Source organism: Paracoccus aminovorans, assembly GCF_001546115.1.
GTDB lineage: Bacteria > Pseudomonadota > Alphaproteobacteria > Rhodobacterales > Rhodobacteraceae > Paracoccus > Paracoccus aminovorans_B.
This window is the reverse complement of the sequence record NZ_KQ955208.1, coordinates 1,257,005-1,282,285: the sequence shown is the minus strand read 5'-3', so window position 1 is coordinate 1,282,285 and position 25,281 is coordinate 1,257,005. Positions and strand designations below refer to the sequence as shown.

The 25,281-nt window shown below is 65.9% G+C and carries 22 protein-coding genes, 1 tRNA gene and 1 pseudogene; 8 read left to right on the top strand and 16 right to left on the bottom strand.

The genetic code is table 11. The features are described from left to right. Together ASV56_RS06625 and ASV56_RS06620 are read right to left on the bottom strand one after the other, a co-directional pair. Positions 1-1,827, bottom strand: coding sequence for a tetratricopeptide repeat protein (locus ASV56_RS06625; protein WP_253879891.1), 1,827 nt, complete (start codon positions 1,825-1,827; stop codon positions 1-3). Between the two features lie 95 nt (positions 1,828-1,922). Beyond that, the gene (locus tag ASV56_RS06620; RefSeq protein WP_062561285.1) at positions 1,923-3,569 is read right to left on the bottom strand and encodes an electron transfer flavoprotein-ubiquinone oxidoreductase; all 1,647 of its coding nucleotides are present in this window, start codon (positions 3,567-3,569) and stop codon (positions 1,923-1,925) included. A gap of 275 nt (positions 3,570-3,844) precedes the next feature. On the opposite strand from ASV56_RS06620, the gene greA reads away from it, so the two are divergent. Both greA and ASV56_RS06610 read left to right on the top strand, forming a co-directional pair. Beyond that, on the top strand, positions 3,845-4,315 hold the full coding sequence (gene greA / locus ASV56_RS06615) for a transcription elongation factor GreA (protein WP_062561284.1): 471 nt from the start codon (positions 3,845-3,847) through the stop codon (positions 4,313-4,315). Between the two features lie 15 nt (positions 4,316-4,330). Then, complete coding sequence (locus ASV56_RS06610; RefSeq protein WP_062561283.1) at positions 4,331-5,302, top strand: hypothetical protein; 972 nt, start codon at positions 4,331-4,333, stop codon at positions 5,300-5,302. Here the strand turns inward: ASV56_RS06610 and ASV56_RS06605 are convergent. Next, a complete protein-coding gene (locus tag ASV56_RS06605; protein WP_062561282.1) occupies positions 5,299-5,898 on the bottom strand; it encodes a GNAT family N-acetyltransferase in 600 nt (199 codons plus the stop codon). The genes ASV56_RS06610 and ASV56_RS06605 overlap by 4 nt on opposite strands. Positions 5,899-5,967: 69 nt before the next feature. On the opposite strand from ASV56_RS06605, the gene ASV56_RS06600 reads away from it, so the two are divergent. Both ASV56_RS06600 and ASV56_RS06595 read left to right on the top strand, forming a co-directional pair. Continuing rightward, positions 5,968-6,753, top strand: coding sequence for an AzlC family ABC transporter permease (locus tag ASV56_RS06600; protein ID WP_172823735.1), 786 nt, complete (start codon positions 5,968-5,970; stop codon positions 6,751-6,753). Then, positions 6,750-7,079, top strand: coding sequence for an AzlD domain-containing protein (locus tag ASV56_RS06595; protein WP_062561281.1), 330 nt, complete (start codon positions 6,750-6,752; stop codon positions 7,077-7,079). The genes ASV56_RS06600 and ASV56_RS06595 overlap by 4 nt, the downstream gene beginning before the upstream one ends. Here ASV56_RS06595 and ASV56_RS06590 read toward each other — a convergent pair. Genes ASV56_RS06590 through ASV56_RS06575 form a run of 4 tightly spaced genes read right to left on the bottom strand, consistent with a single transcriptional unit; the run spans position 7,064 to position 10,655 of the window. Then, positions 7,064-7,711: a hypothetical protein gene (locus tag ASV56_RS06590; protein ID WP_017998622.1), complete on the bottom strand. Its 648-nt coding sequence runs from the start codon at positions 7,709-7,711 to the stop codon at positions 7,064-7,066. The two genes, ASV56_RS06595 and ASV56_RS06590, sit on opposite strands and share 16 nt — an antisense overlap. A 21-nt stretch (positions 7,712-7,732) precedes the next feature. Further along, positions 7,733-7,885 carry an aa3-type cytochrome c oxidase subunit IV gene (locus ASV56_RS06585; RefSeq protein WP_017998621.1) on the bottom strand — a complete coding sequence of 51 codons (153 nt, stop codon included), beginning with the start codon at positions 7,883-7,885 and terminating at the stop codon, positions 7,733-7,735. Positions 7,886-7,944: 59 nt separating this feature from the next. Further along, on the bottom strand, positions 7,945-8,967 hold the full coding sequence (locus ASV56_RS06580; RefSeq protein ID WP_062561280.1) for an MBL fold metallo-hydrolase: 1,023 nt from the start codon (positions 8,965-8,967) through the stop codon (positions 7,945-7,947). Then, positions 8,964-10,655, bottom strand: coding sequence for an acyl-CoA dehydrogenase (locus ASV56_RS06575; protein ID WP_062561279.1), 1,692 nt, complete (start codon positions 10,653-10,655; stop codon positions 8,964-8,966). The genes ASV56_RS06580 and ASV56_RS06575 overlap by 4 nt, the downstream gene beginning before the upstream one ends. Before the next feature lie 114 nt (positions 10,656-10,769). On the opposite strand from ASV56_RS06575, the gene ASV56_RS06570 reads away from it, so the two are divergent. Further along, on the top strand, positions 10,770-11,720 hold the full coding sequence (locus tag ASV56_RS06570) for an L-threonylcarbamoyladenylate synthase (RefSeq protein ID WP_062561278.1): 951 nt from the start codon (positions 10,770-10,772) through the stop codon (positions 11,718-11,720). 8 nt (positions 11,721-11,728) lie between these two features. On the opposite strand, the gene ASV56_RS06565 is transcribed toward ASV56_RS06570, so the two are convergent. From ASV56_RS06565 to ASV56_RS06545, 5 genes are all read right to left on the bottom strand, one after another. Next, positions 11,729-12,610 (bottom strand): sulfotransferase domain-containing protein, encoded by an 882-nt coding sequence (locus ASV56_RS06565; protein ID WP_062561277.1) that lies wholly within the window; start codon positions 12,608-12,610, stop codon positions 11,729-11,731. A 3-nt stretch (positions 12,611-12,613) separates the two neighbouring features. After that, a complete protein-coding gene (locus ASV56_RS06560) occupies positions 12,614-14,314 on the bottom strand; it encodes a glycosyltransferase family 4 protein (RefSeq protein WP_062561276.1) in 1,701 nt (566 codons plus the stop codon). Beyond that, complete coding sequence (locus ASV56_RS06555; protein ID WP_062561275.1) at positions 14,311-16,458, bottom strand: hypothetical protein; 2,148 nt, start codon at positions 16,456-16,458, stop codon at positions 14,311-14,313. The genes ASV56_RS06560 and ASV56_RS06555 overlap by 4 nt, the downstream gene beginning before the upstream one ends. Before the next feature lie 183 nt (positions 16,459-16,641). After that, the gene (locus ASV56_RS06550) at positions 16,642-17,439 is read right to left on the bottom strand and encodes a uracil-DNA glycosylase (protein ID WP_062561274.1); all 798 of its coding nucleotides are present in this window, start codon (positions 17,437-17,439) and stop codon (positions 16,642-16,644) included. Positions 17,440-17,495: 56 nt separating this feature from the next. Next, positions 17,496-17,912 carry a hypothetical protein gene (locus ASV56_RS06545; RefSeq protein ID WP_062561273.1) on the bottom strand — a complete coding sequence of 139 codons (417 nt, stop codon included), beginning with the start codon at positions 17,910-17,912 and terminating at the stop codon, positions 17,496-17,498. Positions 17,913-18,062: 150 nt separating this feature from the next. Between ASV56_RS06545 and leuB the strand changes: the two genes are divergently transcribed. The 3 genes from leuB (at position 18,063) to ASV56_RS06530 (ending at position 20,335) form a co-directional block, all read left to right on the top strand. After that, complete coding sequence (gene leuB / locus ASV56_RS06540) at positions 18,063-19,181, top strand: 3-isopropylmalate dehydrogenase (RefSeq protein ID WP_062561272.1); 1,119 nt, start codon at positions 18,063-18,065, stop codon at positions 19,179-19,181. A gap of 57 nt (positions 19,182-19,238) precedes the next feature. Continuing rightward, positions 19,239-20,189 (top strand): DMT family transporter, encoded by a 951-nt coding sequence (locus ASV56_RS06535; RefSeq protein ID WP_062561271.1) that lies wholly within the window; start codon positions 19,239-19,241, stop codon positions 20,187-20,189. 69 nt (positions 20,190-20,258) lie between these two features. Next, a tRNA-Pro gene (locus ASV56_RS06530) sits at positions 20,259-20,335 on the top strand. A 233-nt stretch (positions 20,336-20,568) separates the two neighbouring features. Here the strand turns inward: ASV56_RS06530 and ASV56_RS06525 are convergent. The 4 genes and pseudogenes from ASV56_RS06525 to ASV56_RS22610 all read right to left on the bottom strand — a co-directional run. After that, positions 20,569-23,322: pseudogene (locus ASV56_RS06525) on the bottom strand (type I restriction endonuclease subunit R). Further along, entirely contained in the window at positions 23,226-23,684 is a 459-nt protein-coding gene (locus ASV56_RS24360; RefSeq protein ID WP_253879889.1) for a PDDEXK family nuclease, read from the bottom strand. The pseudogene ASV56_RS06525 and the gene ASV56_RS24360 overlap by 97 nt, the downstream one beginning before the upstream one ends. A gap of 129 nt (positions 23,685-23,813) precedes the next feature. Then, positions 23,814-24,881, bottom strand: coding sequence for a hypothetical protein (locus ASV56_RS06520; protein ID WP_216635373.1), 1,068 nt, complete (start codon positions 24,879-24,881; stop codon positions 23,814-23,816). Beyond that, a partial coding sequence (locus ASV56_RS22610) for a restriction endonuclease subunit S (RefSeq protein ID WP_172823734.1) occupies positions 24,882-25,281 on the bottom strand: 400 nt, incomplete at its 5' end. It abuts the gene before it with no gap.

Sequence of the window (25,281 nt, the reverse complement as noted above, 5' to 3'; positions counted from 1 at the left end):
TCAGTCGGCCCTGGCGGGTTCCGGGGCAGGGGCCTCGGGCAGCTTGCCGCCATTGGCCTTTTCCTCGTCCAGCACCGCGTCGAGGCCACGCTCCAGCTTGGCGCGGATGCGGTGGGCCTCGGCCTCCTGCTCGGGCTTCAGGGACAGGGCGCGCTGCCACTGGATCTCGGCCTCGCGGTGGCGGCCGACCATCCAGTAGATGTCGCCCATATGGTCGTTGACCAGCGAATCGCCGGCCATGGCGGCGACGGCGCGTTCCATCGGCGCCACCGCCTCGTCATAGCGGCCGAGGCGGAAATAGGCCCAGGCCAGCGAATCGAGGATATAGCCGTCGTCCGGCCGCAGCTCGACCGCGCGCTGGATCAGCTTCAGGGCCTCGTCCAGCTTTTCGTTGCGGTCGACCAGGCTGTAGCCGAGATAGTTCAGCACCTGCGCCGAATCCGGGCGGATCTTCAGCGCTTCGCGGAAATCGGCCTCGGCCTTGGAAAACTTGCCGGCGCGTTCCAGCGCGATGCCGCGGGCGTAAAGCGGAAACCAGCGCGCCTCGGGCGCCTTGTCGCCGATCAGCGACAGCGCCTTGTCATAGGCCGGAATCGCCTGGCCGAACTTGTCCTGCTGGCGCAGCAGGTCGCCAAGCGCGATCCAGCCCTGCGCCAGTTCGGGATGGGTGGCGGTCAGCGCCAGCGCCGCCTTTTCGGCGTCGTCCAGCCGCTCGGCCCGGGCGAGGGCGTCGATGCGGGCCAGCTCGGCCACCGGCCGCATGTCGCCAAGCTCGCGCAGCTTCTCGAATTCCCGCTCGGCCAGGTCGAACTGGCCGAAGCCTTGCAAGAGCTGCGCGGCCAGAAGCCGCGCCTCGCCCAGGTCGGGGGCCAGGTATTCGGCCAGCCGGGCATGGATCAGGGCCAGCGGGTCGGGCTCCTCGGTCGAGGCCAGCACCGAGCCGAAGGTCAGGAACACCTGCGCGATACCGTCGGCCGGCGTGCGGATGCTGTCGAAGGCCAGCGTCTCGCCCTTGGCCAGCCGGTCGCGCATGGCCAGAAGATGCGGTTCCTCGGCCAGGCCCTGGGTGGCGTCCAGCATGGCGACGGCGTCCTTGTCGCGTTCCAGCTGCGACAGGACCTGTGCCCGGGCCACGACGCCCAGGATATGCGCGCCGGTGGCGGGGTCGGCCAGCAGTTCCTCGGCGCCCTCGAAATCGCCGACCTTGGCCTTGGCCAGCGCCAGGTGGTAGTTCACCATCGGCGCCGCGCCGCGCATCGTGGCCAGCTTCTTGAAGGCGGCCAGCGATTCGCCCGCCTTGCCGGCGCCCAGCAGCGCCCAGGCCCGGATCATGCCGTCGACCAGCGCCGCGCCGCCGGGGGCATCGGCGGCGTTCTCGGCCGTGGGGGCCGAGTCGATGGAGGCCACCAGGTCGTCCCAGCGCCCGGCGCGGGCCAGTTCGGCGCGCTGCACCAGCCGGGCCAGCTCGGTGGCGCGGCCCTGGTCGGACATGGTGACGGCCAGCGCCGTGGCGCGCTCCATCTCGCCGGCGGAGATCAGCGCCACCATCGCGCTGTCCTGCAGATAGGCGTCGGTGTCGTCCTGGGCGAGCGCCTGCAGGTAGTAGTCGGCGGCGCTGCGATAGTCGTTCTGGATCGCCGCCATGCGCGCCGCCAGATAGGGGCCGGCCAAGCCGTGGATCACGGCCATCTCGCCGGGGCGATGGGCGGGGCGCTCGGGCTTTGGTGCCGGCTGGGTCTGGGCCATCAGCGGCGCGGCGCCGGCCTGTTGCAGCGGCAGCGTCGCGGTCAGCGCGATCAGCGCCAGCGGGATCAGTCTTGTGGTCACGGCTTTGGCCCAGTCCTTCGCAATTCGCGCCGCGACCCTAGCCGGCGCGGCGCGATTGGGCAACGCCGCGACCGGGGCGGTGCCGGCGGGTGCGATCACATATTCGGGTAGTTCGGCCCGTCGCCGCCTTGGGGCGTGGTCCAGTTGATGTTCTGCGACGGGTCCTTGATGTCGCAGGTCTTGCAATGCACGCAGTTCTGGAAGTTGATCTGGAAGCGCGGGCCGTCGTCGCCCTCCAGCACCTCGTAGACCCCGGCCGGGCAGTAGCGCTGCGCCGGCTCGGCATAAAGCGGCAGGTTCACCGCGATCGGGATCGCGGGATCCTTCAGCTTCAGGTGGCAGGGCTGGCTTTCCTCGTGGTTGGTGAAGGAGAACGCCACGTTGGTCAGCCGGTCGAAGGACAGCTTGCCGTCCGGCCTCGGATAGTCGATGGGCTGGAAATCCGCGGCCTTGCCGGTGGCCTGCGCATCCGTCTTGCCGTGCTTCCAGGTGCCCAAGGGGTTCCAGCCGGTCAGGTTCGCCACCCACATGTCGAAGCCGCCGAGCGCCAGCGAGGGCCAGAGCCCCAGCTTCGACCACACCGGCTTGACGTTGCGCACCGGCTTCAGGTCGCGGGCGATGGCGCCGCTGCGGACCTCGGCCTCGTAATCGGCCAGTTCGTCGCCCGCGCGGCCGGCGGCGATGGCCGCCGCCGCCGCCTCGGCCGCGGCGATGCCTGACAGCATGGCGTTGTGGTTGCCCTTGATGCGCGGCACGTTCACCAGCCCGGCCGAGCAGCCGAGCAGCGCCGCCCCCGGCACGGTCAGCTTGGGGATCGACTGCCAGCCGCCCTCGGAGATGGCGCGGGCGCCATAGGCGACGCGCTTGCCGCCTTCCAGCAGGTCCGCGACCAGCGGGTGATGCTTGAAGCGCTGGAACTCCATGTAGGGGTAGAGATAGGGGTTCTTGTAGTTCAGGTGCACGACGAAGCCGACCAGCACCTGGTTGCCGCCGAGGTGATAGATGAAGCTGCCGCCGCCGGCATTCTTGCCCAAGGGCCAGCCCATGGTGTGGGTGACGGTGCCGGGGCGGGCCTTCTCGGCCGGGATCTCCCAGATCTCCTTCATGCCGAGGCCGAATTTCTGCGGCTCGTGGCCGGCCGAGAGGTCGTATCTGCCGATCAGTTCCTTGGCCAGAGAGCCGCGCACGCCCTCGCAGATCAGCACGTATTTGCCGCGCAGTTCCATGCCGGGCTCGTAGCCCGGGCCGGGGGTGCCGTCGGCATTCAGCCCCATCTCGCCGGCGACGACGCCGACGACGCGGCTGCCCTCATAGACCAGCTGCGAGCAGGCCATGCCGGGGAAGATCTCGACCTCCAGCGCCTCGGCCTGCTCGGCGAGCCAGCGGCAGACATTGCCCATGCTGACGATGTATTTGCCGTGGTTCGACATCAAGGGCGGCATCGGCCAGTTCGGCACCCGGACCTGGCCATGCGGGCCGAGGATGTAGAAATTGTCCTGGGTGACTTCGGTCTCGATGGGGGCGCCCCGGTCCTTCCAGTCCGGGATCAGCCGGTCGAGGCCCGAGGTGTCGAGCACCGCGCCCGACAGGATATGCGCGCCGATCTCCGAGCCCTTTTCCAGCAGCACGACGCTGAGTTCGGGGTTCACCTGCTTCAGCCGGATCGCCGCAGACAGCCCGCTCGGGCCGCCGCCGACGATCACCACGTCGTATTCCATGGATTCGCGTTCGATCTCAGACATGGCTCGGCCCCCGCTTCCCTGGCTCATCAATCTGGGCGGAACACCTAGCGCGTCATATTGTTGCGGGCAATCGGAACGCGACGAACAATTGCAATTCTGCGACCTTTCTGCGCGGAGCTTCGCGGATGCGCGCCGGCGGGGCTTGAAACAGGGGGCGGAACCGGCCACGATGCCCCCCGGATTTCTGCGGACGCCCCCGGCCATCGGCTCGGGGGCGTTCCAACACCTTGTTTCGCGTTGAGTGGTGTCGCCCTGTCGCGACCGGAAGGACTGGAATGGAAAAGATACCGATGACCCGCGCGGGCTATGACCAGCTGGACGAGGAGCTGCGCGAGCTGCGCGCGGTCGAGCGTCCGGCGGTGATCCGTGCCATCGCCGAGGCGCGCGAACACGGCGACCTGTCGGAAAACGCCGAATACCACGCCGCCCGCGAGAAGCAGAGCTTCGTCGAGGGCCGGATCAAGGAGCTCGAGATGATCATCTCGCGCGCCGAGGTCATCGATCCCTCGCGCCTGTCGGGCAGCGTCAAGTTCGGCGCCACCGTCACCCTGGTGGACGAGGATACCGAGGAAGAGCGCACCTATCAGATCGTTGGCGAGGCCGAGGCCGACCTGGAGCGCGGGCTCTTGAACATCCGCTCGCCGCTGGCGCGCGCGCTGATCGGCAAGGACGAGGGCGACAGCGTCGAGGTGGTCACGCCCGGCGGCGGCAAGTCCTATGAGATCATCGCGGTCCGGTTCGTCTGACGCGGGGGGCGGCGCATGAGTTCGCTTGATGTCCTGCGCCGTCTCGCCACCGCCCAGGCCCGCGACCGGGTGCTGGCCTTCGGTGTCGCGGCGAGCCTCGGCTGGCTGGCGCTGGCCGGGCTGCTGGCGCTGCTTAGCCCCGAGACCGAGGCCCAGGGCGGCGCCGGCTGGCTGATCTGGCTTCTGGGCCTGCTCCTGCCGCTGGCGCTGATCTGGCTGGCGGTCTGGTCGGCGCGCGCGCTGCTGCTGCTGCGGGCCGAGGCCGAGGAATTGCGCGCCACCCTGGCACGGATGCAAAGCGAGGGGGGCGCCGAGCCGCTGCCGCCCGCCTTGGCCGAGCCGCGCCCCGAGCCCCGGCCGACGCCGGCGCCGGCCCCGCTGCCGCGGCGCGCCGCGATCCCCGCGCCACCGCCCCGCCCGGCCGCCGACAGCCGGCAGGCGATGCTGGAGCTCGACTCGCCGCCCGCCGCCGAGCTGACCGGGCCCGAGCTTTTCTTTGCGCTGAACTTTCCCGACGGGCCCGAGGACCGCGAGGCGATTCGCTGCCTGCGGCTGGCGCTGGCCGATCCCGGCATGGCCCGGCTGATCCGCGCCGCGCAGGATGTGGTCACGCTGCTGGCCGGTCAGGGCGTCTATATGGACGAGCTGGTCGTCCCCGAGACCGATGCCGCATTGTGGCGCCGCTTTGCCGAAGGGGCGCGCGGCGAGCCGGTCGCCGGCCTTGCCGTCATCGGCGACGAGAACGCCTTGCGCATCGCCGGCACCATGCTGCGCGGCGACGAGGTGTTCCGCGATGTCGCGCATCACTTCCTGCGCCATTTCGACCGGCTGCTGAGCCGCAAGGCGCAGGACGGCGAGCCGCAGCTGCTGGCCGTGCTGGCCGAAAGCCGCTCGGGCCGGGCCTTCACGCTGCTGGCGCAGGTGACGGGGATGCTGGGCCGCGCCGGCGCCGGGCCGGAGGGCATGACCGAAGACGAACAGCCCTAGACCGGCAGGCGCAGCACATGCGCCGGCGCCGCCCAGGGCCAGCCCAGCCGCTGCCGCGGCAGCGGCTGGAAGCCGAGCGCGCGCCAGGCGGCCAGGGCGGCGTGGTTGCGGGCCTCGACCTCGACGCGCAGCCCGTGATGGCCGCGCGCCCGTGCCTCGGCCAGTGCCGCGCGGACCAGCGCCCGGGCGATCCCCTGCCGGCGCCAGCGCGGATGCGTTGCCAGCCCGTCCAGAACCAGGTCGGTCGTGCCCTGGCCGGGACGGTAGAGGGCGGTCGACAGATGCCGCAGCCGCCCGCCCGCGCGGCCCCAGACCGCGACGAAGCTGCCAGGCCCGGGGTCGAGAAAGCCGCCCCCGGCATCGCGCAGCCCGACAAGACCCACGAGCCCGCCCTGCGCCGAAAGCGCGACCAGCGCCTGGCCGGGCCGCATGGCGGCGGCAACCAGCGCAATGCCCTGCCGCGCCGGGACCGGGACCGGCAGGATTTGCCGGCCGAAATGCCGCCAGTAAAGCGCCGCCGCCGCCCGGCGCAGCGCGGGCGGCACACCCTGCGCGATGCGGGGCGGCGGCAAGGGGCGGGGCAAGGGCGGGATCATGGGCGGCTTGTCATTCGGCGGCGGATGCGCCTATCTGCCGCAGTCCAAGGCGTTTGACGAGCCCATTCCATGCCAGCCCCCACCCCAGCCAGCGCGACCGAGCCGACGCCCGATCAGGCCCGTGCCCTGGCGCGCACGCCCCGGCAATGCGTCCGGCACGGCTTTCTGCAGGCGCTGCCCTTCATCCTGGTGCTGCTGCCCTTTGGCCTGCTGTTCGGCGTGGTCGCCTCGGACGCGGGGCTGGATCTGGCGAAGACCATGGGCTTCACCGTGCTGGTGCTGGCCGGGGCCTCGCAGTTCACCGCGGTGCAGCTGATGACGGACCAGGCACCGGCGCTGGTGGTGATCGTTTCGGCGGTGGCGGTGAACCTGCGCATGGCGATGTATTCCGCCGCGCTGGTGCCCTGGCTGGGCGCGGCGCGGCCGCGCGACCGGGCCTGGGTGTCCTATGTGCTGATCGACCAGACCTATGCGCTGTCGGTCCAGCATTACGAGCGCAACCCGCGCCTGAGCATGCCGCAGCGGCTGGGCTATTTCCTGGGCGCGGCGCTGGCGACCTGCGTGCCCTGGTTCGTGGCCGCGGCCTTGGGCGCCATCATGGGCCAGGCGATCCCGGAAAGCTGGGCGCTGGATTTCGCGGTGCCGATCACCTTCATCGCGCTGATCGCGCCGGCGCTGCGCAGCCTGCCGCATCTGGTGGCGGCGCTGGTCGCGGTCACGGCGGCGCTGGTCTTTGCCTTCCTGCCCTCGGGGATGGGCCTGTTCGTCGCGGCGCCGCTGGCGATGGCGTCGGGCGCCCTGACCGAACTGGCGCTGGAGCGCCGCCGCGCCCGGATCGGAGCATCCCTGCCATGACCTATTCCGACCCGACGATCTGGGGCATCATCATCGCCATCGGCCTGGGCACCTATGGGCTGCGCTGGTCGTTTCTCGGCGCGCTCGGCAACCGGCCGCTGCCGGTCTGGGCGCAGCGGCTCTTGCGCTATACGGCGGTCGGCGTGCTGCCGGCCATCGTCGCGCCGCTGGTGGCCTGGCCGGCGGCGACCCAGGGCCAGCCCGATCCGGCGCGGCTGTTCGCGGCGGCGGTGGCCATCGTGGCGGGGGTGGCGACGCGCAATGCGCTGGCGGCCATCCTGTCGGGGATGACCGCGCTTTACCTGTCGCTTTACCTGATCGGGTGAAGCTGGCCGTCCTGGCCGTAACCCTCGATCACGCCGCTTTTCTGCCGCACCAGCACGTTGTGGTTGTTGGCCGGATCGCCGTCCATGTGCTTTCTGGACTGCACGCCGGGCAGGGTCAGGAACCAGTCGCGCAGCTTCAGCGGCGACAGCCCCGTGGGCGCGCCGGCAAAGCCCGGCACCTTGCGCAGCGCCTGGCCGGTGTTCACGGCGCAGAAGCTCTTGTTCGAGGCGCCCTGCGCCTCGACCGCGCGGATGGCGGCATCGGCCACGGCCAGCGACACCGGCACGGTGTCCTCGGCGACCCAATAGGTCTCGCGCGCGTGGTAGTCGATGTAGAAGTTCTTGAAGTTCGGGGTGATGCCGTAAAGCACGTCGCCCCGCTCGGGGATGGCGGGATGTTCCCAGCTGCCGGCCGGGTCATAGATCACCCGCTGGCTGCCGTTGATCATCAGCGCGGAATGCCCGCCTTCGCCGCGCGGAATGCCGATCACGGTGAAAAGCGTGATCGACGGCGGCTCGTTCGTGACATAGCGCGCCTGGCGCAGGGCCTCGTCGCTGGCCCATTTGTGGTCGGCACCGCAAGCCGCAAGCGCGGCCGGCAGCGCCAGCGCAAGGAAGGCACGCCTTTGCATGATTCGGATCTCCGGTCTGGGTCAGGCGTTGCTGAGCGCCATGAACACCAGGACGGCGATGCTCAGCACGCAGACCCAGGTCGCGGCCTTGATGAAGCCGGCAAAGGTCGCCTGGTGGGCGCGGATGTCCATTTCGCCGTGCTTGTGTTCGGTGATTTCGTGATGCGAGGCCATGATCCTGTCCGTCGAATGCGATGCGTCGGGCCAAGGGATAGCGCAAGCCGGCCGGCCTGTCACGCCCCCCAAAGCGCGGCGCCGGTTTCGGATGTGCCGGCGTGCCACACCCGGCCGCTGGCGCGCAGGTGGTTGATATGGCCCACCGCCTCGGCCAGCGCGAGGCCGAATTCCGGCTTGGCGATGTGCCGGCGATAGAGCGCCGGAAAGCAGCCCGCGGCGCTGAGCGGGCCGGGCCGCAGTGCCTCGACCACGCGGTTCAGCGCGGCGCGCTGGTTCTCGGCCAGCTGGCGCAGCCGGGTCGGCAGGCCGCGATAGGGCAGCTTGTGGCCGGGCAGGATCAGCTGCTGCGGCGTGGCGAACTCCGCCAGCCGCGCGCAGCTTTCCAGCCAGTCGCCCACGGTATCGGCCTCGGGCTCGGTCGGATAGACGCCAAGATTGGGCGAGATCGTCGCCAGAAGCTGGTCGCCGCCGATGACCAGATCGTCGTCCAAGGACCACAGCGTCACATGCTCGGGCGCATGGCCATTGCCCATGCGCACGATCCAGCGCCGGTTGCCGAAGGCGATCTGCTGGCCCTCGCGCAGCCGGCGATAGCCGGGCGGCAGCGGGGCGCAGAAATCGGCGCTGTTGAAGGGCCGCTCGCCGCTGCGCTCCTCGATGATCTCGGCCGGCATGCCGGCGCGGCGCCAGAAGGCCAGCGCCTGCGGCGTCGGCCGCTCCTGCAGGTCCAGCACCCCCATCCGCGCCATCAGCCAGGCCGTGCGCGAGGTCCAGAGCTCGGCCCCCTGGGCCTGGAACCAGCCGGCCAGCCCCATGTGGTCGATATGGTGATGGGTGGCGATGACCCGCGTCACCGGCGCCCCGGCCAGCGGGCCTTGCAGAATCCTTTGCCACAGCGCCCGGCCGCGGCGGCTGTCGAGCCCGGTATCGACCAGCGTCCAGCCCTCGGCGTCACGGAAGGCATAGACGTTCACCGCATCGGGCTTGAAGGGCAGCGGCATTTGCAGCCACAGCACGCCGGGGGCGATCTCATGCGCCTCGCCCTCGGGCGGAATGGTATGGGTCTCGCTGCGTATCACCCGGCCATTTGGCCCGCGAACACCGCCTCGTCAAGCGCTTGCAGATCGGCCAGCCCGGCGCGGGCGGCGGCCAGGTCGGCGGCGAAATGCGGCAGGATGCGGGCGATATAGACCCGGGCCAGCGCCTTGCTGCCGCCGCCGGTCGCGGCGCGCAGGTGGAAATGCCCGCCCAGCACCCGGGCGAAGGCGGCAAGATAGGGTACGGCGCCGGCGAAACGCTCGTCCAGGTCGCGGTCGAGCAGTTCCAGCGTCGCCTCGCGCAGGGTCTCGGCCGCCTGCCAGACCTGATTCGCCAGTTCCGGCTCCTCGGCCTGCGCCGCCTTGGCACCGTCGAGGATCTCGTCCAGCAGCGCCATCGCCGCCGCGCCGCCGTCCATCAGCTTGCGGCCGACCAGGTCCATGGCCTGGATGCCGTTCGTGCCCTCGTAGATCGCGGTGATGCGCACGTCGCGCAGATACTGCGCCGCGCCGGTCTCCTCGATATAGCCCATGCCGCCATGCACCTGCACCGCGGTATCCGCGACGCGAATGCCGACATCGGTGCCATGCGCCTTGGCGATCGGGGTCAGCAGCGCGCCGCGTGCCGCCCAGTCCTCGGACCCGGTGGCCCGCGCCATGTCCAGCGCCACGGCGCAGGCCATGCAGATGGCGCGGGCGGCAAAGACCTCGGCCCGCGATTCGGCCAGCATCCGGCGCACGTCGGGGTGGCGGATGATCGGGCCCATCTGGTTGCGCTCGGCGGCATAGGCCACGGCCTGCTGCAATGCCGCCTCGGCCTGCGCCACGCCCTGCACGCCGACGCCCAAACGGGCGCAGTTCATCATGGTGAACATGGCGGCCATGCCCTTGTGCTCTTCGCCTACCAGCCAGCCCTTGGCGCCCTCGAAGCTCATCACGCAGGTGGGCGAGCCGTGGATGCCCAGCTTGTGCTCCAAGCTGACGACGCGCAGGTCGTTGGCGACGCCGGGGTTGCCGTCCGCGTCGGGGATGAACTTCGGCACCATGAACAGGCTGATGCCGCGCGTGCCCTTGCCGCCGTCGGGCAGGCGGGCCAGCACCAGGTGGCAGACGTTCTCCGTCACGTCGCTGTCGCCCCAGGTGATGAAGATCTTTTGCCCGGTGACGCGATAGCTGCCGTCCTCGGCCCGTTCGGCGCGGGTGGTCAGCGCGCCGACGTCGGAACCGGCCTGCGGCTCGGTCAGGTTCATCGTGCCCGACCACTCGCCCGAGATCAGCTTCGGCAGATAGAGCGATTTCAGCGCGTCGCTGCCGTGATGCTCCAGCGCCTCGATCTGGCCCTGGGTCAAGAGCGGGTTCAGCTGCAAGGCCAGGCAGCCCGAGGCGACCATCTCGCCGACCGCCATGTTCAGCGCCTGCGGCAGGCCCATGCCGCCGTATTCCGGATTGGCGGCGATGCCGATCCAGCCGCCCTCGGCCAGGGCCCGGAAGGCCTCGGCATAGCCGGGCGAGGAACGCAGCCTGCCGTTCTCCAGCCGCGCGGGCGTCAGGTCGCCGGCGCGGTTGACCGGCGCGATCACCTCGGTCGCCAGCTTTCCGGCCTCGGACAGCACGGCGGCCAGGGTCTCGGGCGTGGCCTCGGCAAAGGTCTCGGTTTCGGCCAACTGTGGAAAGGCCACGATCCGGTTCAGGATGAATGCGATCTGCTCGACCGGCGCCTGGTAAGCCATCCGACTTCTCTCCCTCTGGCGCCTTGGCAAATGCGGCTCTGGCGCGTAACTGATCCCTTGTTCCCGATCATAGGTGCCGGCCGGTGGCCAGCAACCGCAACCTCACGTAACGGCATGAAGACCCGGATCCTGAAGCCCGATTCCCACGGCATCGCCGCCGCCGCCGCGCTGCTGGCGCAGGGCGCGCTGGTCGCGATCCCGACCGAGACGGTCTATGGGCTGGCCGGCGACGCGCGCAACCCGCGCGCCGTGGCCGCGATCTATGAGGCCAAGGGCCGGCCCGCCTTCAACCCGTTGATCGTGCATCTGCCCGACCTGGCCGCGGCCGAGCGCATCGCGGTGTTCGACGCCCCGGCGCTGGCCTTGGCGCGGGCCTTCTGGCCGGGGGCGCTGACGCTGGTGCTGCCCTTGCGGCCGGGCGCGGGCATCGCCGGACTGGTCACGGCGGGGCTTTCCACGGTGGCGATCCGGGTGCCGGCGCTGGCGGTGGCGCGCGATCTGCTGCGCGCTTTCGGCGGGCCGCTGGCGGCGCCTTCGGCCAACCCCTCGGGGCGGATCAGCCCGACCGCCGCGGCCCATGTCGCCGACCCCGAGACCGGGCTTGGCGGCCGCATCGCCGCGGTCCTGGATGCCGGGCCCTGTCCGGTCGGGGTGGAATCGACGATCCTGGGCTGGGTCGATGGCGCGCCGGCGCTGCTGCGCCCGGGCGGCGTCGCCGCCGAGGCGATCGAGGCGGTGCTGGGCCGTCCGCTGGCCCGTCCGGTGCTGGACGCCGCCGCGCCGAGCGCGCCCGGCCAGCTGACCAGCCATTACGCGCCCCGTGCCCCGGTGCGGCTGGACGCGCGCGAGGCGCGCCCGGGCGAGCTGCTGATCGGCTTCGGCCCCATCGCCGGCGAGATGTCGCTGAGCGAGGCGGGCGACCCGACCGAGGCGGCGGCGCGGCTGTTCGAGCTCTTGCACCGCGCCGATGCGGACGGCCGCCCCATCGCGGTGGCGCCGGTGCCCGAGACCGGCCTCGGCGCCGCGGTCAACGACCGCCTGCGCCGGGCGGCGGCGCCGAGGTAGGACGACTGTTATTCCAAGCTGGAATACCATTTCCGCACGAAGTCGACGCCCAAACCGTCCAGGATTCGGGTGTCCCTAAGCATCTCGGACTTGAAGCCATCCAGCAGGCCCTGCGGCATATCCATGCGCGAACTGACGTTGACGGCTTCGCGCGCGCTTTCGGGAAGCTGCAAGGGACGGATATCGAGGAAGTCTGCAACCTTGGCCATCAGACCGGTCGGTTCGGATCTGATATCGTCGAAGTCCAGCACGAGAACGTCCTTGCGGTCAAAGACCTGAAGGAACCGCTCCAGATGCCGCGCATACTTACCGTCCTCATCCAGATCGAAGTCCTTGATAAAACGAAGCATCTGGTCAGGGGAATAGTTTCTGACTTCCTCCCAGCGGCCCATGAATTCTGCATGGAACTTCAGATGCGACCAAAGCCGCTTTACCGGATTGCGCAGGATGTAGATGAGTTTGACATTAGGTCCCAGCGCTCGGATGGCATGGACGCCATCAAGGCCGATCTTGCTGGTCGAGGGGCTGAAGTCACAGGCATATTGATGCGGGCGGGCGTCGCCGAAAAGCTGACGATACCAGCTGTCGCAGACCGGACCCCTGGCGAAATTCTGATACCAACTGAGGTTCTTCTCGAAGAACGAAAACTTGCGTGCATATTCGCCGTCGGGAAGCTTTGACTGATAGTTCTGTGCCGCCAGATTGACAAAGGCTTGAAGCGACCTGAAGCGGGTGTTGTTGGGCAGGCGATCGAAACTGCCATAGCGGGAGAAGAAATAATGCAGCTCTTTTTCTGGGCTGAAATAGATCTCCGGCGAGTGGCGCAATTGCTCATAAAGCCAGGTCGTCCCTGATTTCGCCGCTCCGATGCAGAACAGATATCCGCGCATGTTCTAGCCTGTCATCCTTTCAGTAACGTCACCGATGTGACCTGCCTCGTCTTGCTGTTTTCCCCGATACCGCTCCAGCAGCCAGTCCACGTGCTGGGCCAGCGAGGGCATCTGCAGTTCCTCGTCGAAGAAGCTGTCGCGCAGGGCCGGGTCGCGCACCAGCCGGTCCAGCTTGGCGCGGAAATCGGCGGCGTCGCCGGCCTCGAAGACGAAGTCCTCGGGCCGGGTCAGGGTCTGCTTGGCGCCGACATGGCTTGAAACCAGCGAGGGCACGCCCAGGCGCGCCAGCTCGACCGTGACCTGGTTGAAGGTCTCCCACCAGATCGAGGGCACCACGTTCAGGTCGATCAGCTGCGACAGCGCCGCGATCTGCTCGCGCGCATAGCTGGGCACGATCCGCACGCTGCGGAACCGGGTCTCAAGCTGCGCGAGCTGGCGTTCGCGCTGCGGCCCCATGCGGGCGACGATCAACAGGTCGACATGGTCGCGATAGAACGGATCGTCGATCTGGGCCAGCGCGTCGATCAGGAAGGGCAGGCCCTTCGACGGGATGTCATAGCCGATGAAGGACAGGGTGACGCCTTCGGGCGCGTTCGAGGCCTGGCGGGCGCCGGCCGGGGCGATGTCGTCCTCGTCCTCCGCGGCCGGGGGATTGACCTTGGCGCGCAGGATCTCGCGCGTGTCGCGCAGCTCCTGCCGTTCCGAGAGCGGGATCTCGATGTCGATGGGCAAGAGCAGGGTCTCGACCCGGGTGCCGGGCGGCAGGAAGCGCATGGCGGTCTGGCCGCAGAGGTCCGAGACCGCGAAGATGCCGTCGGCATTGTCATGCAGCGCGCGGCCGTTCGCCTCGCGCCATTGCCGATAGGCGGTGCTGTCCAGGATCGGGTCGCGCGGCGGCAGCGGCACCGGGTCGGGCGTGCGCGGCGTCGCCTGCCAGGAGTTCGTGCGCCCCGGCTCGGTCCTGGGCCGCAGGTGCCAGTGGCGGAAGCGGGTGCGCAAGCCGTGGCGCAGGTCGTTGAACAGGTTGCGCAACGCCTTGGCCCAGGACTTGGTGCCGGCGAAGGCGTCGAACAGGAAGCCGCCCAGCGGATGCCCGGCCAGCCCGCGCCCCTTGAGCGCGGCGCCGACGCGGTCGAAGGCGATCAGGTCGGCCATGCGCCGGTCGTGGCCCAGGCAGCCGGTGCAGCGGGCGCCGTCGTGATAATCGGTGCAGGGCAGGCGGTTGTCGTAGAGCAGCTCGATCTGCGGGCAGACCGGCATGTAATTGTGGAAGGTATAGAACAGCCGCCGCAGCTTGTCGCCCTTGGGCAGCGCCAGCACGCCCGAGCCGATGCCTTCCAGGTTGTGGATGTGGAAGGCGTCGAACGGGCCATGCGCCTGGATGAATGCGCCGATCAGCCGCGGCGTGACATCGTCGCGCAACCATTGGTCGACCGAATAGAAGGCGTCATGCGCCGGCGCCTTGATCGGCGAATTGTATAGCGTGAAGGTCTTGAGCCGCGGGTTGCCATAGACGTTCGCGGTCGGCTCGATCCGGGGCTTGCGGTCGAAGAAGCGATACTTGTCGCCCGAGGACAGGAAATAGACCTCGATGCCGTCGCGCGACAGCAGTTCGTCGATGATGTTACGCAGATACATGGTGACGCCGCCGCCCGCCATGGTCGGGTTGTCGAACTGCGCCCAGTTGTAGAACAGGATTTTCATCGGGTGGTGATACCGATGATGCGGTTCAGCAGCGGGTTCAGCCAGCCCAGCCGGCTGGCGGCCATGCTGCCCTGCACCCAGCGATCCTCGCGCATGCAGCGCGCCAGGTCGCTGCGCAGCCGCCAGGGCCGGACGCGGGCCAGCATGCCGCCCTCGACCACCTCGGTCAGGCCGGCGTGATGGGTCAGCCCGTCCACGGCCTGCAGCGTGTCGCGACGCGGGTGCGAGAAGCAGTCCGAGATGCCGCGACCGATCGTCGCCTCGGCCTCGCGGTCGGGCATGGGCGAGCGGCGCAGCACGGCATCGACCTCGCGCGCGGTCGCCAGGATGCGCTCGCGGGTGATCGGGGTGCGGTCCAGCCCGGCCGGGCCGAAGACCGGCTGCATCACGCCCTGCGCATCGGGCTGGAAGTCGCGCAGGCTGCCGCGGGTGCGGTCCACGGCGAAGGGCTCGAGCCAGGCGAAGTTCAGCGCCGCGGCGCGCTGGCGCCAGTCCTCGCGGCCGATCATCACCGGATCCAGCATGCTGGCGCGCGGATGCATCTGGCCAAGGTTGCCGGCGAAATAGCGGTTGGCGGCGAACATCATCATCACCAGCCGGCTGCCCAGGCGCTGGCCCTGCGCCTCGAGCGCATACATATGCTCGGACAGCGATTTCAGCACCGTGCCGGAATAGCCGATGTCGACCAGCAGCACGCGCTGGTCGGGCAGGAACAGGTCCTGCTGGTCGAGGTAGTCGATGACGCGCTGGCGCTTGACCTGCACCGCGGCATCGACCGCCTGCGCCAGCTCCGGCTGGGCCAGGATGGCGGCGAAATCCACGTCGCAATCGTCGCGCCCGTCCAGATAGGCGTCGACCCATTTGTCGAGCCCGCGCGCGCCGGCCATATCCTCGCGCGACAGGGCGAAGGTCCGCATCAGGCTGCCCAGCGAGGCGCCTCCGCCGCGCAGCCAGCCGATGTGGTGGCGGATATAGCGCTCCCAATCCGGGTCGGAGCATGGCGGGCAGGTCAGCAGCACCCCGGCGCGGCGGCTGAAGGCCAAGTCGGCCAGCTGCGGCAGGTCCAGCGTGTCCCCGGCGCCGGTGTCGGCGATCAGCTGGCGGATCAGGTGGTGATAGATGGTGCCGTCGCGGGTCAGGAACAGCACCCGGTCAAAGCCGCCCTGTTGCGCGGTGGCCAGCACCTGCCGCGAAAAGCTGAGGAAGCCGGCCGTGACCAGCCGCACCAGCCCGTCCTCGGGCTTGTCGCCGCGGATCTGCGCCAGCAGCGCCTGCGCCGCCGCCGGGCGGCGATGGGCGTCGAGCCTGTGCAGCAGCTCCAGCCGGTGCTTGCGCATCTCGTTTTCGGGATTCATGTAGTGCAGCGCGTCCCAGCCGTGCTTGCGCGGCTGCACCACGTCGTTGTTCCAGTTGTCGCCCAGGTGCAGCCGGCGCCAGTCGGCCGACCCCAGCGTGGCGTCGATATGGTCGAACAGCTTGCCGCTGTGCTTGGTCACGCCCACCGTGGCCGAGACGAAGACATGGTCGAAATATTTCAGCAGGTCCAGCCGGGTCAGCAGCTCGCGCAGCCAGCGTTCCGAGAAATACATGTCCGAGGCCAGGACCAGCACCTTGTCCTGCACGCGCAGCCGCTCGAGGAAGTCGCGCATCGCCGGATCGACGGTCAGCACCCGATGCTCGGTCTCGATCTCATAGGCCAGCAACGATTCCACCGCCCGGGCGCGGCGCGCGTCGTCGGCGATATAGGGCGCCAGCGCGGTGTCGAAGACATCGGCCAGGTCGATCTCGTTGCGATAGGCGGTCTTCGAGGCCATGCCGGCCTTTTTCAGCGTCTCCTGATGGCGGCTGCGCGAATGCAGCAGCAGGCCGCGCGGCAGCGGGCCGTCGTCGCCCCGGATCAGGCGTTCACCGAAGGCGGCGGTCTTGGCATGCACGTCCTCGAGCGCGATCTCGCGCCAGAGCAGCGTGTCGAACAGGTCGAAGCTGACCATGCGATAGGGGCCAAGCAGCGCCGCAAGCTGGTCGGGATGGCTGAAGTTGTTCGCGTCCAGCTTGAAATTGCCGAACTTGCGCTGCGCCGATTCCCGCGCGGCGCGCTCGGGGGCAAGGCCGGCGGCGATGCGCGTGAACTGGGGGACAAGCAAAGGAACCGCCTCGTCAAATTGGATTGTGTCCGAAAGCCCCGAAAAAGGCCGAATCGGCAGCAAGCAGTCTGATAGAAGCTGCGCCGCGCAAGCGTCAAGGCTTCGTCGCCGGCTCGGCATGTCGCCGCTTGCAGTTGTGATCGCGGCGGCGGGGCCTGCCGCGGGGGAAAGCGCCGGCCGGGGTCAGCCCTGGCCGTCCAGCTGCGCCGCCAGCGACAGAAGGTCGGCCCAGGCCTCGCGCTTGGCGGCGGGGGTGCGCAGCAGGTAGGAAGGATGCGTCATCGGCAGCGCCGGCAGGCCGAAGGCTTCGGTCCAGGTGCCGCGCAGCTTCAGGATGCCCTGCCGGTTCAGCGCCGCCATGCAGGGCGTGTTGCCCATCAGCACCAGGACCTCGGGCTGCGCCAGTTCGACATGGCGGCGAAGGAAGGGCAGCATGACGGCGATCTCGGCCGGCTCGGGGCGGCGGTTGCCGGGCGGGCGCCAGGTCAGGACATTGGTGATGTAGAGCGCCCTTTCCGCATCCACCGCCTCGCGCGACAGGCCGATGGCCGCGAACATGCGGTCCAGAAGCTGGCCGGCGCGGCCGACGAAGGGGCGGCCCTGGTTGTCCTCTTCCTCGCCCGGGGCCTCGCCGATGACCATCACCCGGGCCGAGGGGTTGCCGTCGGCAAAGCAGAAATTGCGCGCGCCCTTCTTCAGCTCGATGCCGTCGAACGCCTCTTGCGCGGCGGCCAGCTCGGCCAGGCTGGTCGCGGCGGCGGCCATGGCCTCGGCCTGGGCGGCCAGGTCCAGGGCGGTGTCGGGCGGCCTGGGTGCGGGGGCGGCCGGGCCGGGGGCAGGGGCCGGCGCGGGCTGGTCATAGCGGTCGAGCGGCGCGTCGAGGCAGGGCTCGTCCGCGCCGAGTTCGGCCTGCCATTGCAAGAGCGCCAGCGCCGTCTCGGCATCCAGCGCGAATCCCCTGTAGGTCGGATCTGCGGTCATGCGCGCAGGCTAGGCCGCCGGGCGGGCGCCGGCAAGGTGCGGCGATCCGCCGGGGGCTATTGCGACTGCGTCAGGGGCGTGGTGCCGCCGCCCATGCCGACCAGGCGCTGGATCAGCGGCCTGGCGGTCGGCCCGATGCGGTCGCAGGCGCCGGGATCGTCCAGCAGCTTGAAGGCCGGGCCGTAATAGGTCCGGTCATAGGCCGAGGCGTCCAGCCCCAGCCGGGCCGCCAGCCGGTCGCCGGTGCCGGTGATCAGCGTCCATTCCCCGTCCGTCACCGGATAGGCCGGGCAGTTCGAGGTGATGACATTCACATTCGCAAGCTCGGCGATCAGCGCCTTCGCCTCGGCCTCCGACAGGCCCGAGACGTCGGGAAGCTGCACGGTGATGCCGCCATCCGCCAGCGCCGCCCCGGCCAGCATCAGCATCGCCCCCGCCAGTGTGATTCTCGCCGCGGCCGCTTTCGTCTTCATGGGCTGTCCCCCTTGGTTTCGGCATTCCCGAACGCGGCCCATCCGGCCCGATCCACCCCGCGATCGCAAGCCAATTCGCCGTGAACTTGACGCAGGGAATGCGCAAGGATACGCGATTGGCGACAGCCAGAAGCATAGAGGATGCCTGCGATGACCCCCTTTTCCCTGCTGATTCTGCCCGGCGACGGCATCGGCCCCGAAGTCATGGCCGAGGTGCGCAAGGTCATCGGCTGGTTCGAGCAGAACCGCGGCCTGTCCTTCGAGGTCAGCGAGGATCTGGTCGGCGGCGCCGCCTATGACAAGCACGGCAAGCCCCTGGCCGACGCGACCATGCAGAAGGCGCAAGAGGTGGATGCCGTGCTGCTGGGCGCCGTGGGCGGGCCGAAATACGACAACCTGGATTTCTCGGTGAAGCCCGAGCGCGGCCTTCTGCGCCTGCGCAAGGAGATGGACCTGTTCGCCAACCTGCGCCCGGCGCAATGTTTCGACGCGCTGGCCGACTTCTCCTCGCTGAAGCGGGACGTGGTGGCCGGGCTCGATATCCTTATCGTGCGCGAGCTGACCTCGGGCGTCTATTTCGGCGAGCCGCGCGGCATTTCCGACGACAACGACCCCGAGAACGAGGGCGGCCGCGTCGGCGTGAACACCCAGCGCTATACCTCGGGCGAGATCCGCCGCGTCGCCCGCTCGGCCTTCGAACTGGCCCGCAAGCGCGCGGGCCGCGTCTGCTCGATGGAAAAGGCCAATGTCATGGAATCCGGCATCCTGTGGCGCGAAGAGGTGCAATGGGTCCACGACAACGAATATCCCGATGTCGAGCTGTCGCACATGTATGCCGACAACGGCGCCATGCAGCTGGTCAGGAACCCGCGCCAGTTCGACGTGATCGTGACCGACAACCTGTTCGGCGACATCCTGTCCGACGCGGCGGCGATGCTGACCGGCAGCCTGGGCATGCTGCCCTCGGCCAGCCTTGGCGCGCCGATGGCGAACGGCCGGCCCAAGGCGCTGTATGAGCCGGTGCATGGCTCGGCCCCCGACATCGCCGGGCAGGGCAAGGCCAACCCCATCGCCTGCATCCTGAGCTTTGCCATGTGCCTGCGCTATTCCTTCGACCTGGGCGCCGAGGCCGACATGCTGGAGAAGGCCGTCGAGAAGGTTCTGGCCGACGGCCTGCGCACCGGCGACCTGATGGGCCCCGAGGGCGGCAAGCCGGTCTCGACCGCCGAGATGGGCGACCACATCCTGGCCGCGCTTTCGGCGCAATAAGGCATCGGCCGCGCCTGCCCGGCGGGCGCGGCCCCATCATCACCGTCGGGGAGGATCATGACGGCGGGCAATATCAAGGGCGCGCTGCTGGCCCTGCTGGCCATGGGCATCTATTCGACCCATGACGTGATCATCAAGCTGCTGGGCGAGACCTATCCGGCGCTGCAGATCCTGTTCTTCTCGGCCCTGCTGTCATTCCCGCCGCTGGCGGTGCTGCTCTTGCGCGATCGGACGCATGGCACCTTGCGGCCGCGCAACCCGTTCTGGGTCGGGTTGCGCTCGATCTGCATCGTCGGCTCAGGCGTGGGCGGCTTCTATGCCTTTTCGACCCTGCCGATGGCGCAGGTCTATTCCATCCTCTTCGCGGCGCCGCTGCTGGTGACGGTGCTCTCGGTGCCGCTTCTGGGCGAGCGGGTTGGCCTGCATCGCTGGGCGGCCGTGGTCGCCGGGCTTTGCGGCGTGCTGGTCGTGCTGCGCCCGGGGGTGACGCCCCTGGGCCTGGGCCATCTTGCGGCGCTGATGGGGACGACGGCCACGGCGCTGTCGGCCATCGCCGTGCGCAAGCTGGGCCGGTCCGAGCGGACGGTGATCCTGCTCCTGTGGCCGATGATCGGGAACTTCCTGCTGACCGGCGCCTCGCTGGGTTTCGCCTATCGGCCGATGCTGGCCGGGGACCTGGCGCTGACCGGCGTCATCGCGGTGCTGGGCCTGGCGGCGGGTTTCCTGCTGATCCTGGCCTATCAGGCGGGCGAGGCCGCCAATGTCGCGCCGATGCAATATTCGCAGATGCTCTGGGCGATCGGCTTCGGCTGGCTGCTGTTCGACGAGCGGCCGGATGCGATGACGCTGCTGGGGGCGGGGCTGATCATCGGCTCGGGGCTCTACATCCTGATGCGCGAGCGCACCGGCTCGTCCCGGCTGCGCCCGGTGACCGAGGCGCGGCTGCGTTCCGAGACGGTAACCGCGCCGCGTCCCAGCCTTCTGGGCCGGCTCTGGCGGCGTGACTGATAGGCTGACGAAATCTGCGAGATCCCCCTTGCATTCGCCGGCGCGACGGGCTACCTGCCGCCTCACGGTCGGAGCGTAGCGCAGCCTGGTAGCGCACCTGCTTCGGGAGCAGGGGGTCGGAGGTTCGAATCCTCTCGCTCCGACCATTTTCCCGGTGATAAGAGGCAGATAGTTCTGCCTTTTTGATCACGAAAATTGCCTCTTGAAGATGTCGGCGCTTTCCCAACTAATTGAATTATAACAGAATAGTGCTACCCACTCGACGAGTGTGCAGGTGGGTCGACTGAGTGCTGGTATCGGCGTTAACGGCGGTGCCTAACGATGTGTCGAAAACCAGAGCTGGTATGCAGTGGTTCGCGACTATCCATCATGATCACGCCTAAATTCTTCCGCCAACGCCCTTGAACTTCTCAACGAACGCAGAGATGCGCTGGAACACGTCTCTTTTTTTGGTCAGGTATTGTGGATTGAGCGGGCTCATTTTGGGAAGGATGGAGTTCAACTCCGTGCCGTTTTCGCTTGCATATTCGCGCTTAATCGAGGTCGTGATGTAGCGCTTGGCGGCATCCGAATTCAATTTTTCATCGTTTATCAGTTCTTCCGCTTCCCGGCGTTGTTCGGCTTGTGCGAAGGCAAAGAACGCCTCAATAACCCCGGCCTTGTCCTCCAGCTCGTTAAGGTTTGTCTGATTGATGAAATCGACGATGAGGCTTTCTTTCGCGCGGTTGCCAATACTGGCGCGGATGACACGGCGCACTTCGCCAACGAGCTCTGACTTGCTCTTCGTTTTTTTGCTGTGCTCGAAGATTAGCTCAAGGATATAATCCAGATTTATTTCCTGGGACTTCAAGAGGTCGACCTCAAAGACGACATCATCCCAGTCGGTCGTTGACTCAATCTGCTCGGCGCTCGCCTTTTCACGGCGAAGTCAATCCCGGATGTCATTGTAGGTCGAACGGTAGTCCTGGACCTTTCGGTCAGCAGGCATCTCGATGCTCTTGAGCTCGTCAACTTCATCATCACTCAAATGATGCCGCTCCTTGAACGCTCTCACCGCTTCGACATCACTCTCGTCAATCTCCTGAAGCTCTCTTAGGCTGGAGAACTCATCATAATTCTGAAGGATATTCTCAACACGGAGATACTCGCCGAACAGCTTCGCAAAGGCCTTCTTGTCCGCTTCCTTTTCGATGGCGGCGGGGTTCGGGACACGCTCTTCCAGCTCACGGACGACATCAACAAAGCCTCGCCGCGCCTCGCCTGTCGTCTGGTCCGTAAAACCTTCCATGTCTTCTGAGTAGCTCTTCTCCAGAACGACGTTCTTGGTATTGGCGTTGCCAAAGAGTGTGATCGCCTTTACGGTCGCCTCTTCTAGGTCGCGGAAGGTAACGATGTTGCCGAAAGACTTCGTCGCATTATAAATGCGGTTGGTGCGGGAGTAGGCTTGTATAAAGCCGTGAAAACGCAGGTTCTTGTCCACAAACAGTGTGTTCAGGGTTGGCGCGTCAAAGCCGGTCAGGAACATGCCAACCACAATGAGCAGGTCGACTTCCTTGGACTTCACCCGCTTCGCCAGATCCCGGTAATAATTCTGGAAGCCTTTGCTATCAACGCTGAAATTCGTTCGGAAACGGGCGTTGTAGTCCGCGATGGCAGCGTTCAAAAACTCCTTGGCGCTGCTGTTCAGCGCCGAAACCTCAAAACTCTCCTCAGGGATGTCGCCAATCGCATCCTGTTCTTCGTTAGCCGCGAATGAAAAGATGGTCGCAATCTTCAACGGCCTGTCGCTACCGTCCTGCAGCGTATTCAGATTTTCATAATAGAGCTTGGCTGCATCAACGCTGCTCACCGCGAACATGGCGTTGAAGCCCTTATTGTCTCCATAGAGACGATGCGTCTTGCGGCGAAAGTTATCGAGAATGTACTGGGAAATCTCGGCGATTCGTTCGGGGTGCTGAAGAGCATGCCGGTTTTCGGCGGTGGTCAGCTTCTTTTCATCCTGTTCGGATTCGATCGCTTTGAACGTCGGGCGCACATCGTTGTAGTCGACCTTAAACTTGAGCACCTTTTCGTCGCGGATTGCGTCCGTGATCACATAGGAATGAAGTTCGCTCCCGAATACGCTGGCCGTCGTCTCCGCACCCGAAGCATTTTCCGGAAATATCGGCGTGCCGGTAAAGCCGAACTGGCAGAACTTTTTGAACTTACGCTTGAGGTTCTTCTGTGCCTCACCAAACTGGCTGCGATGGCACTCGTCGAAAATGAAGACGACGTGCTGGGTATAGACCGGCAGGTCGCCCTCGCTCTTCATCAGATTGTTGAGCTTCTGGATCGTTGTGCCGATGATTTTGTTATCGTCCTTGGAGAGGTTGCGCTTCAACCCTGCTGTGCTGTCGGAACCGTTGCCGCTGTCAGGCGAGAAGCGCTGATACTCTTTCATCGTCTGGTAATCGAGGTCTTTGCGGTCGACCACGAAAAAGACCTTGTCGATGAAATCGAGTTCAGTGGCCAAGCGGGCGGCCTTGAAGCTGGTCAGCGTCTTGCCTGATCCCGTCGTATGCCAGATAAATCCGCCGCTTTCGGGCTTGCCCAAAATCTTGCCTTGGGAGGTCTTGGCTTCGAAGGAACTTCTGATTTTCCTTAGGATTCGTTCCGTCGCCGCGATCTGATAGGGGCGCATTACCAGCAGCGTGTCACTAACGTCGAAGACCGAATAGTTCAGCAACACCTTCAACAGCGTGCGCTTCTCGAAGAAGGTCGCCGTAAAATCCTTTAGATCCCGGATCAAGCTGTTATCGGCCTGCGCCCAGTTCATCGTGAAGTCAAAGCTGTTCTTATCGCGCTTGGTCGTGTTGGCGAAGTAGCGCGTATCCGTGCCGTTCGAGATTACGAAGATCTGAAGGTACTTAAAGAGCGAACTGTCCGAGTTGAAGCTCTCCTTGCTGTAGCGGTGGATCTGGTTGAACGCTTCCCGAATGGCAACGCCGCGCTTTTTAAGCTCGACTTGCACCAGCGGCAGCCCGTTCACCAGAATGGTCACATCGTATCGGTTCGCATGAGCGCCCGCTTGCTCGAACTGCTTAATGACCTGAACCTTGTTGCGGCAGACATTGGCCTTATCAGCCAGATAGATGTTCTGGATACGGCCATCATCGAAGACGAAGTCAAAGATGTAGTCGTCGTGAAGCTTGCGGGTCTATCAGTGGCACTGTCGCTGGGCCGATCCAGATAGGTCTCAACGAAGCGCGCCCATTCCTTATCTGTAAATTGAACATCGTTGAGAGCTTGCAACTGAACGCGAACATTGGCCAGCATGGCGTCGGTTGTTTTCAGGTCAGGCAGATACTCATAGCCCTGATCGTGCAGGTCCTGAACAAGCTCGCGCTCTAGGTCTGTCTCAGACTGATAGCTGTTAGCCGCCTCCCAAGCGCGCACATATTTATCGAGAACGATAAAGCGATTGGTCTCGGCGATCGGCGTTGTCTGCTCAGGCATCTTCACCTTCCCAATGCCAAGTTTGATAATTCTTAGCAATATTTCTGACTAAGTATCGAAAAACCCGTTTGTCATCATCGCTTATGTACTGATTCTCTTCGCCAGATTGCTTGGAGTGACTTGAAATATTCAGAATTCTTGATTGATAAGGATTTGGCCTACCGTCGGTTGTTTTGGGAAGAAGTTCATTCCAACGATTGTGACCGAGAAATGTCGAGCTCTTTTCCAAAATATTTCGTATGAAATTAAAGTGATATTTTTTATTTCCCCATTTTCTGAAGCTTCTTGAAGCTTACGGAGCAAGTACAGGTGATAAGAAAACGGAGAGTCGTTCGGCTGTGACGACAAACTGAAAGTTCCATCTTCTTCTTTTTCAAGGCGATATTTTGAGTACGTTTTTCCCTTGTAGCTCAGCGCTTTGTCATCACCATTTAATTCATTGTGAAGTACATTAAAAAATAATGGGTTGTGCGTTGTAATGACAAACCTCAAACCTACGCCTTCGACATAAATACTCCTTTTTACGAGGTGAGCTACATCGACCGCAAGCTGGATGAGGTGGTTCTCATCAAGGGAGCTGACAGGATCATCGATGAATATGTACTCGAGGTCATTGAATTGATCCGTCTCACGCTCGTCCACTTCGACGACGTTCCGAGTGCTGATGACCTGATCCAGCAGGCAATAGAACACGCTCCAAATGAAATTGCTTTCTTCACCCTTCGAGATTTTTAGATTTCCGACGCTTTCATCGTCACCGCGTTCAAGTGAGAAAGTTACTTCCGAAAACGCAGGCACGGTGATCTCGTTGCCATCCCTGTCTTTGGCTTTGTACTCCTCGTTGAAGCGGGGCGTTAGGTTCGGCTGTGTGTAACGCTGAAAAACGGTGATGACGTTGAGGTCGAGCCCGAGATCTTCGAAGGCGGATCTGGTGAACGCATTCGGCTGGATACAGAGCTTCCGCTCGGTATCACCGGTCAGATCATTGTCCCAGTAGAAGAGGTCTTCGGTGAAGGCGTTGTAGTAGAGCACCTTGGGGCGATGATCGTCGTCCCGCTCCTCGGTCTTCGGGTCGATCAGCTCCCTGAATTCACGTGAAAGGCGCGTCTTGCCGGAGGCATTGAACGCATAGATCAACTGCACCTTCTTGTCGGCATCCCGCAGCGTTGCAGCGGTTTCGGTCAGCGTCTGTCCCATCTACGCAGCCTCCGCGTCCGGCTTGGGAAAGCTCAACAGTTGATCGCGGTAAAAAGCATATTGCTTTTCGCGCAACTCAATTTCGCGGGGCAGGCCTTCCGTGATGGAGTTTGTCAGCGTGTCGAACTTGTCGAGAATGACGACTATGCGGGCTTGGTCCTCAAGAGACTTCTTCGGGTCGTCAGCGAATGGGATAGGTATTTTGAACCCTTTGATAAGACCTGAATTCAAGTCCCCGCGTGCACCTTGCCCCATATCCCTCAGAGTCTCATAGTTTCTACTCACCCAATGGAACACATAGCGATAGTTCGCCTGTGACGGATCAATCGCAAGGCAGCAACAGTGCTGGTTTGTGGTTAATGGAATCTTGTTGATGGCAGAGCGTCCTGCGGTTGCACCC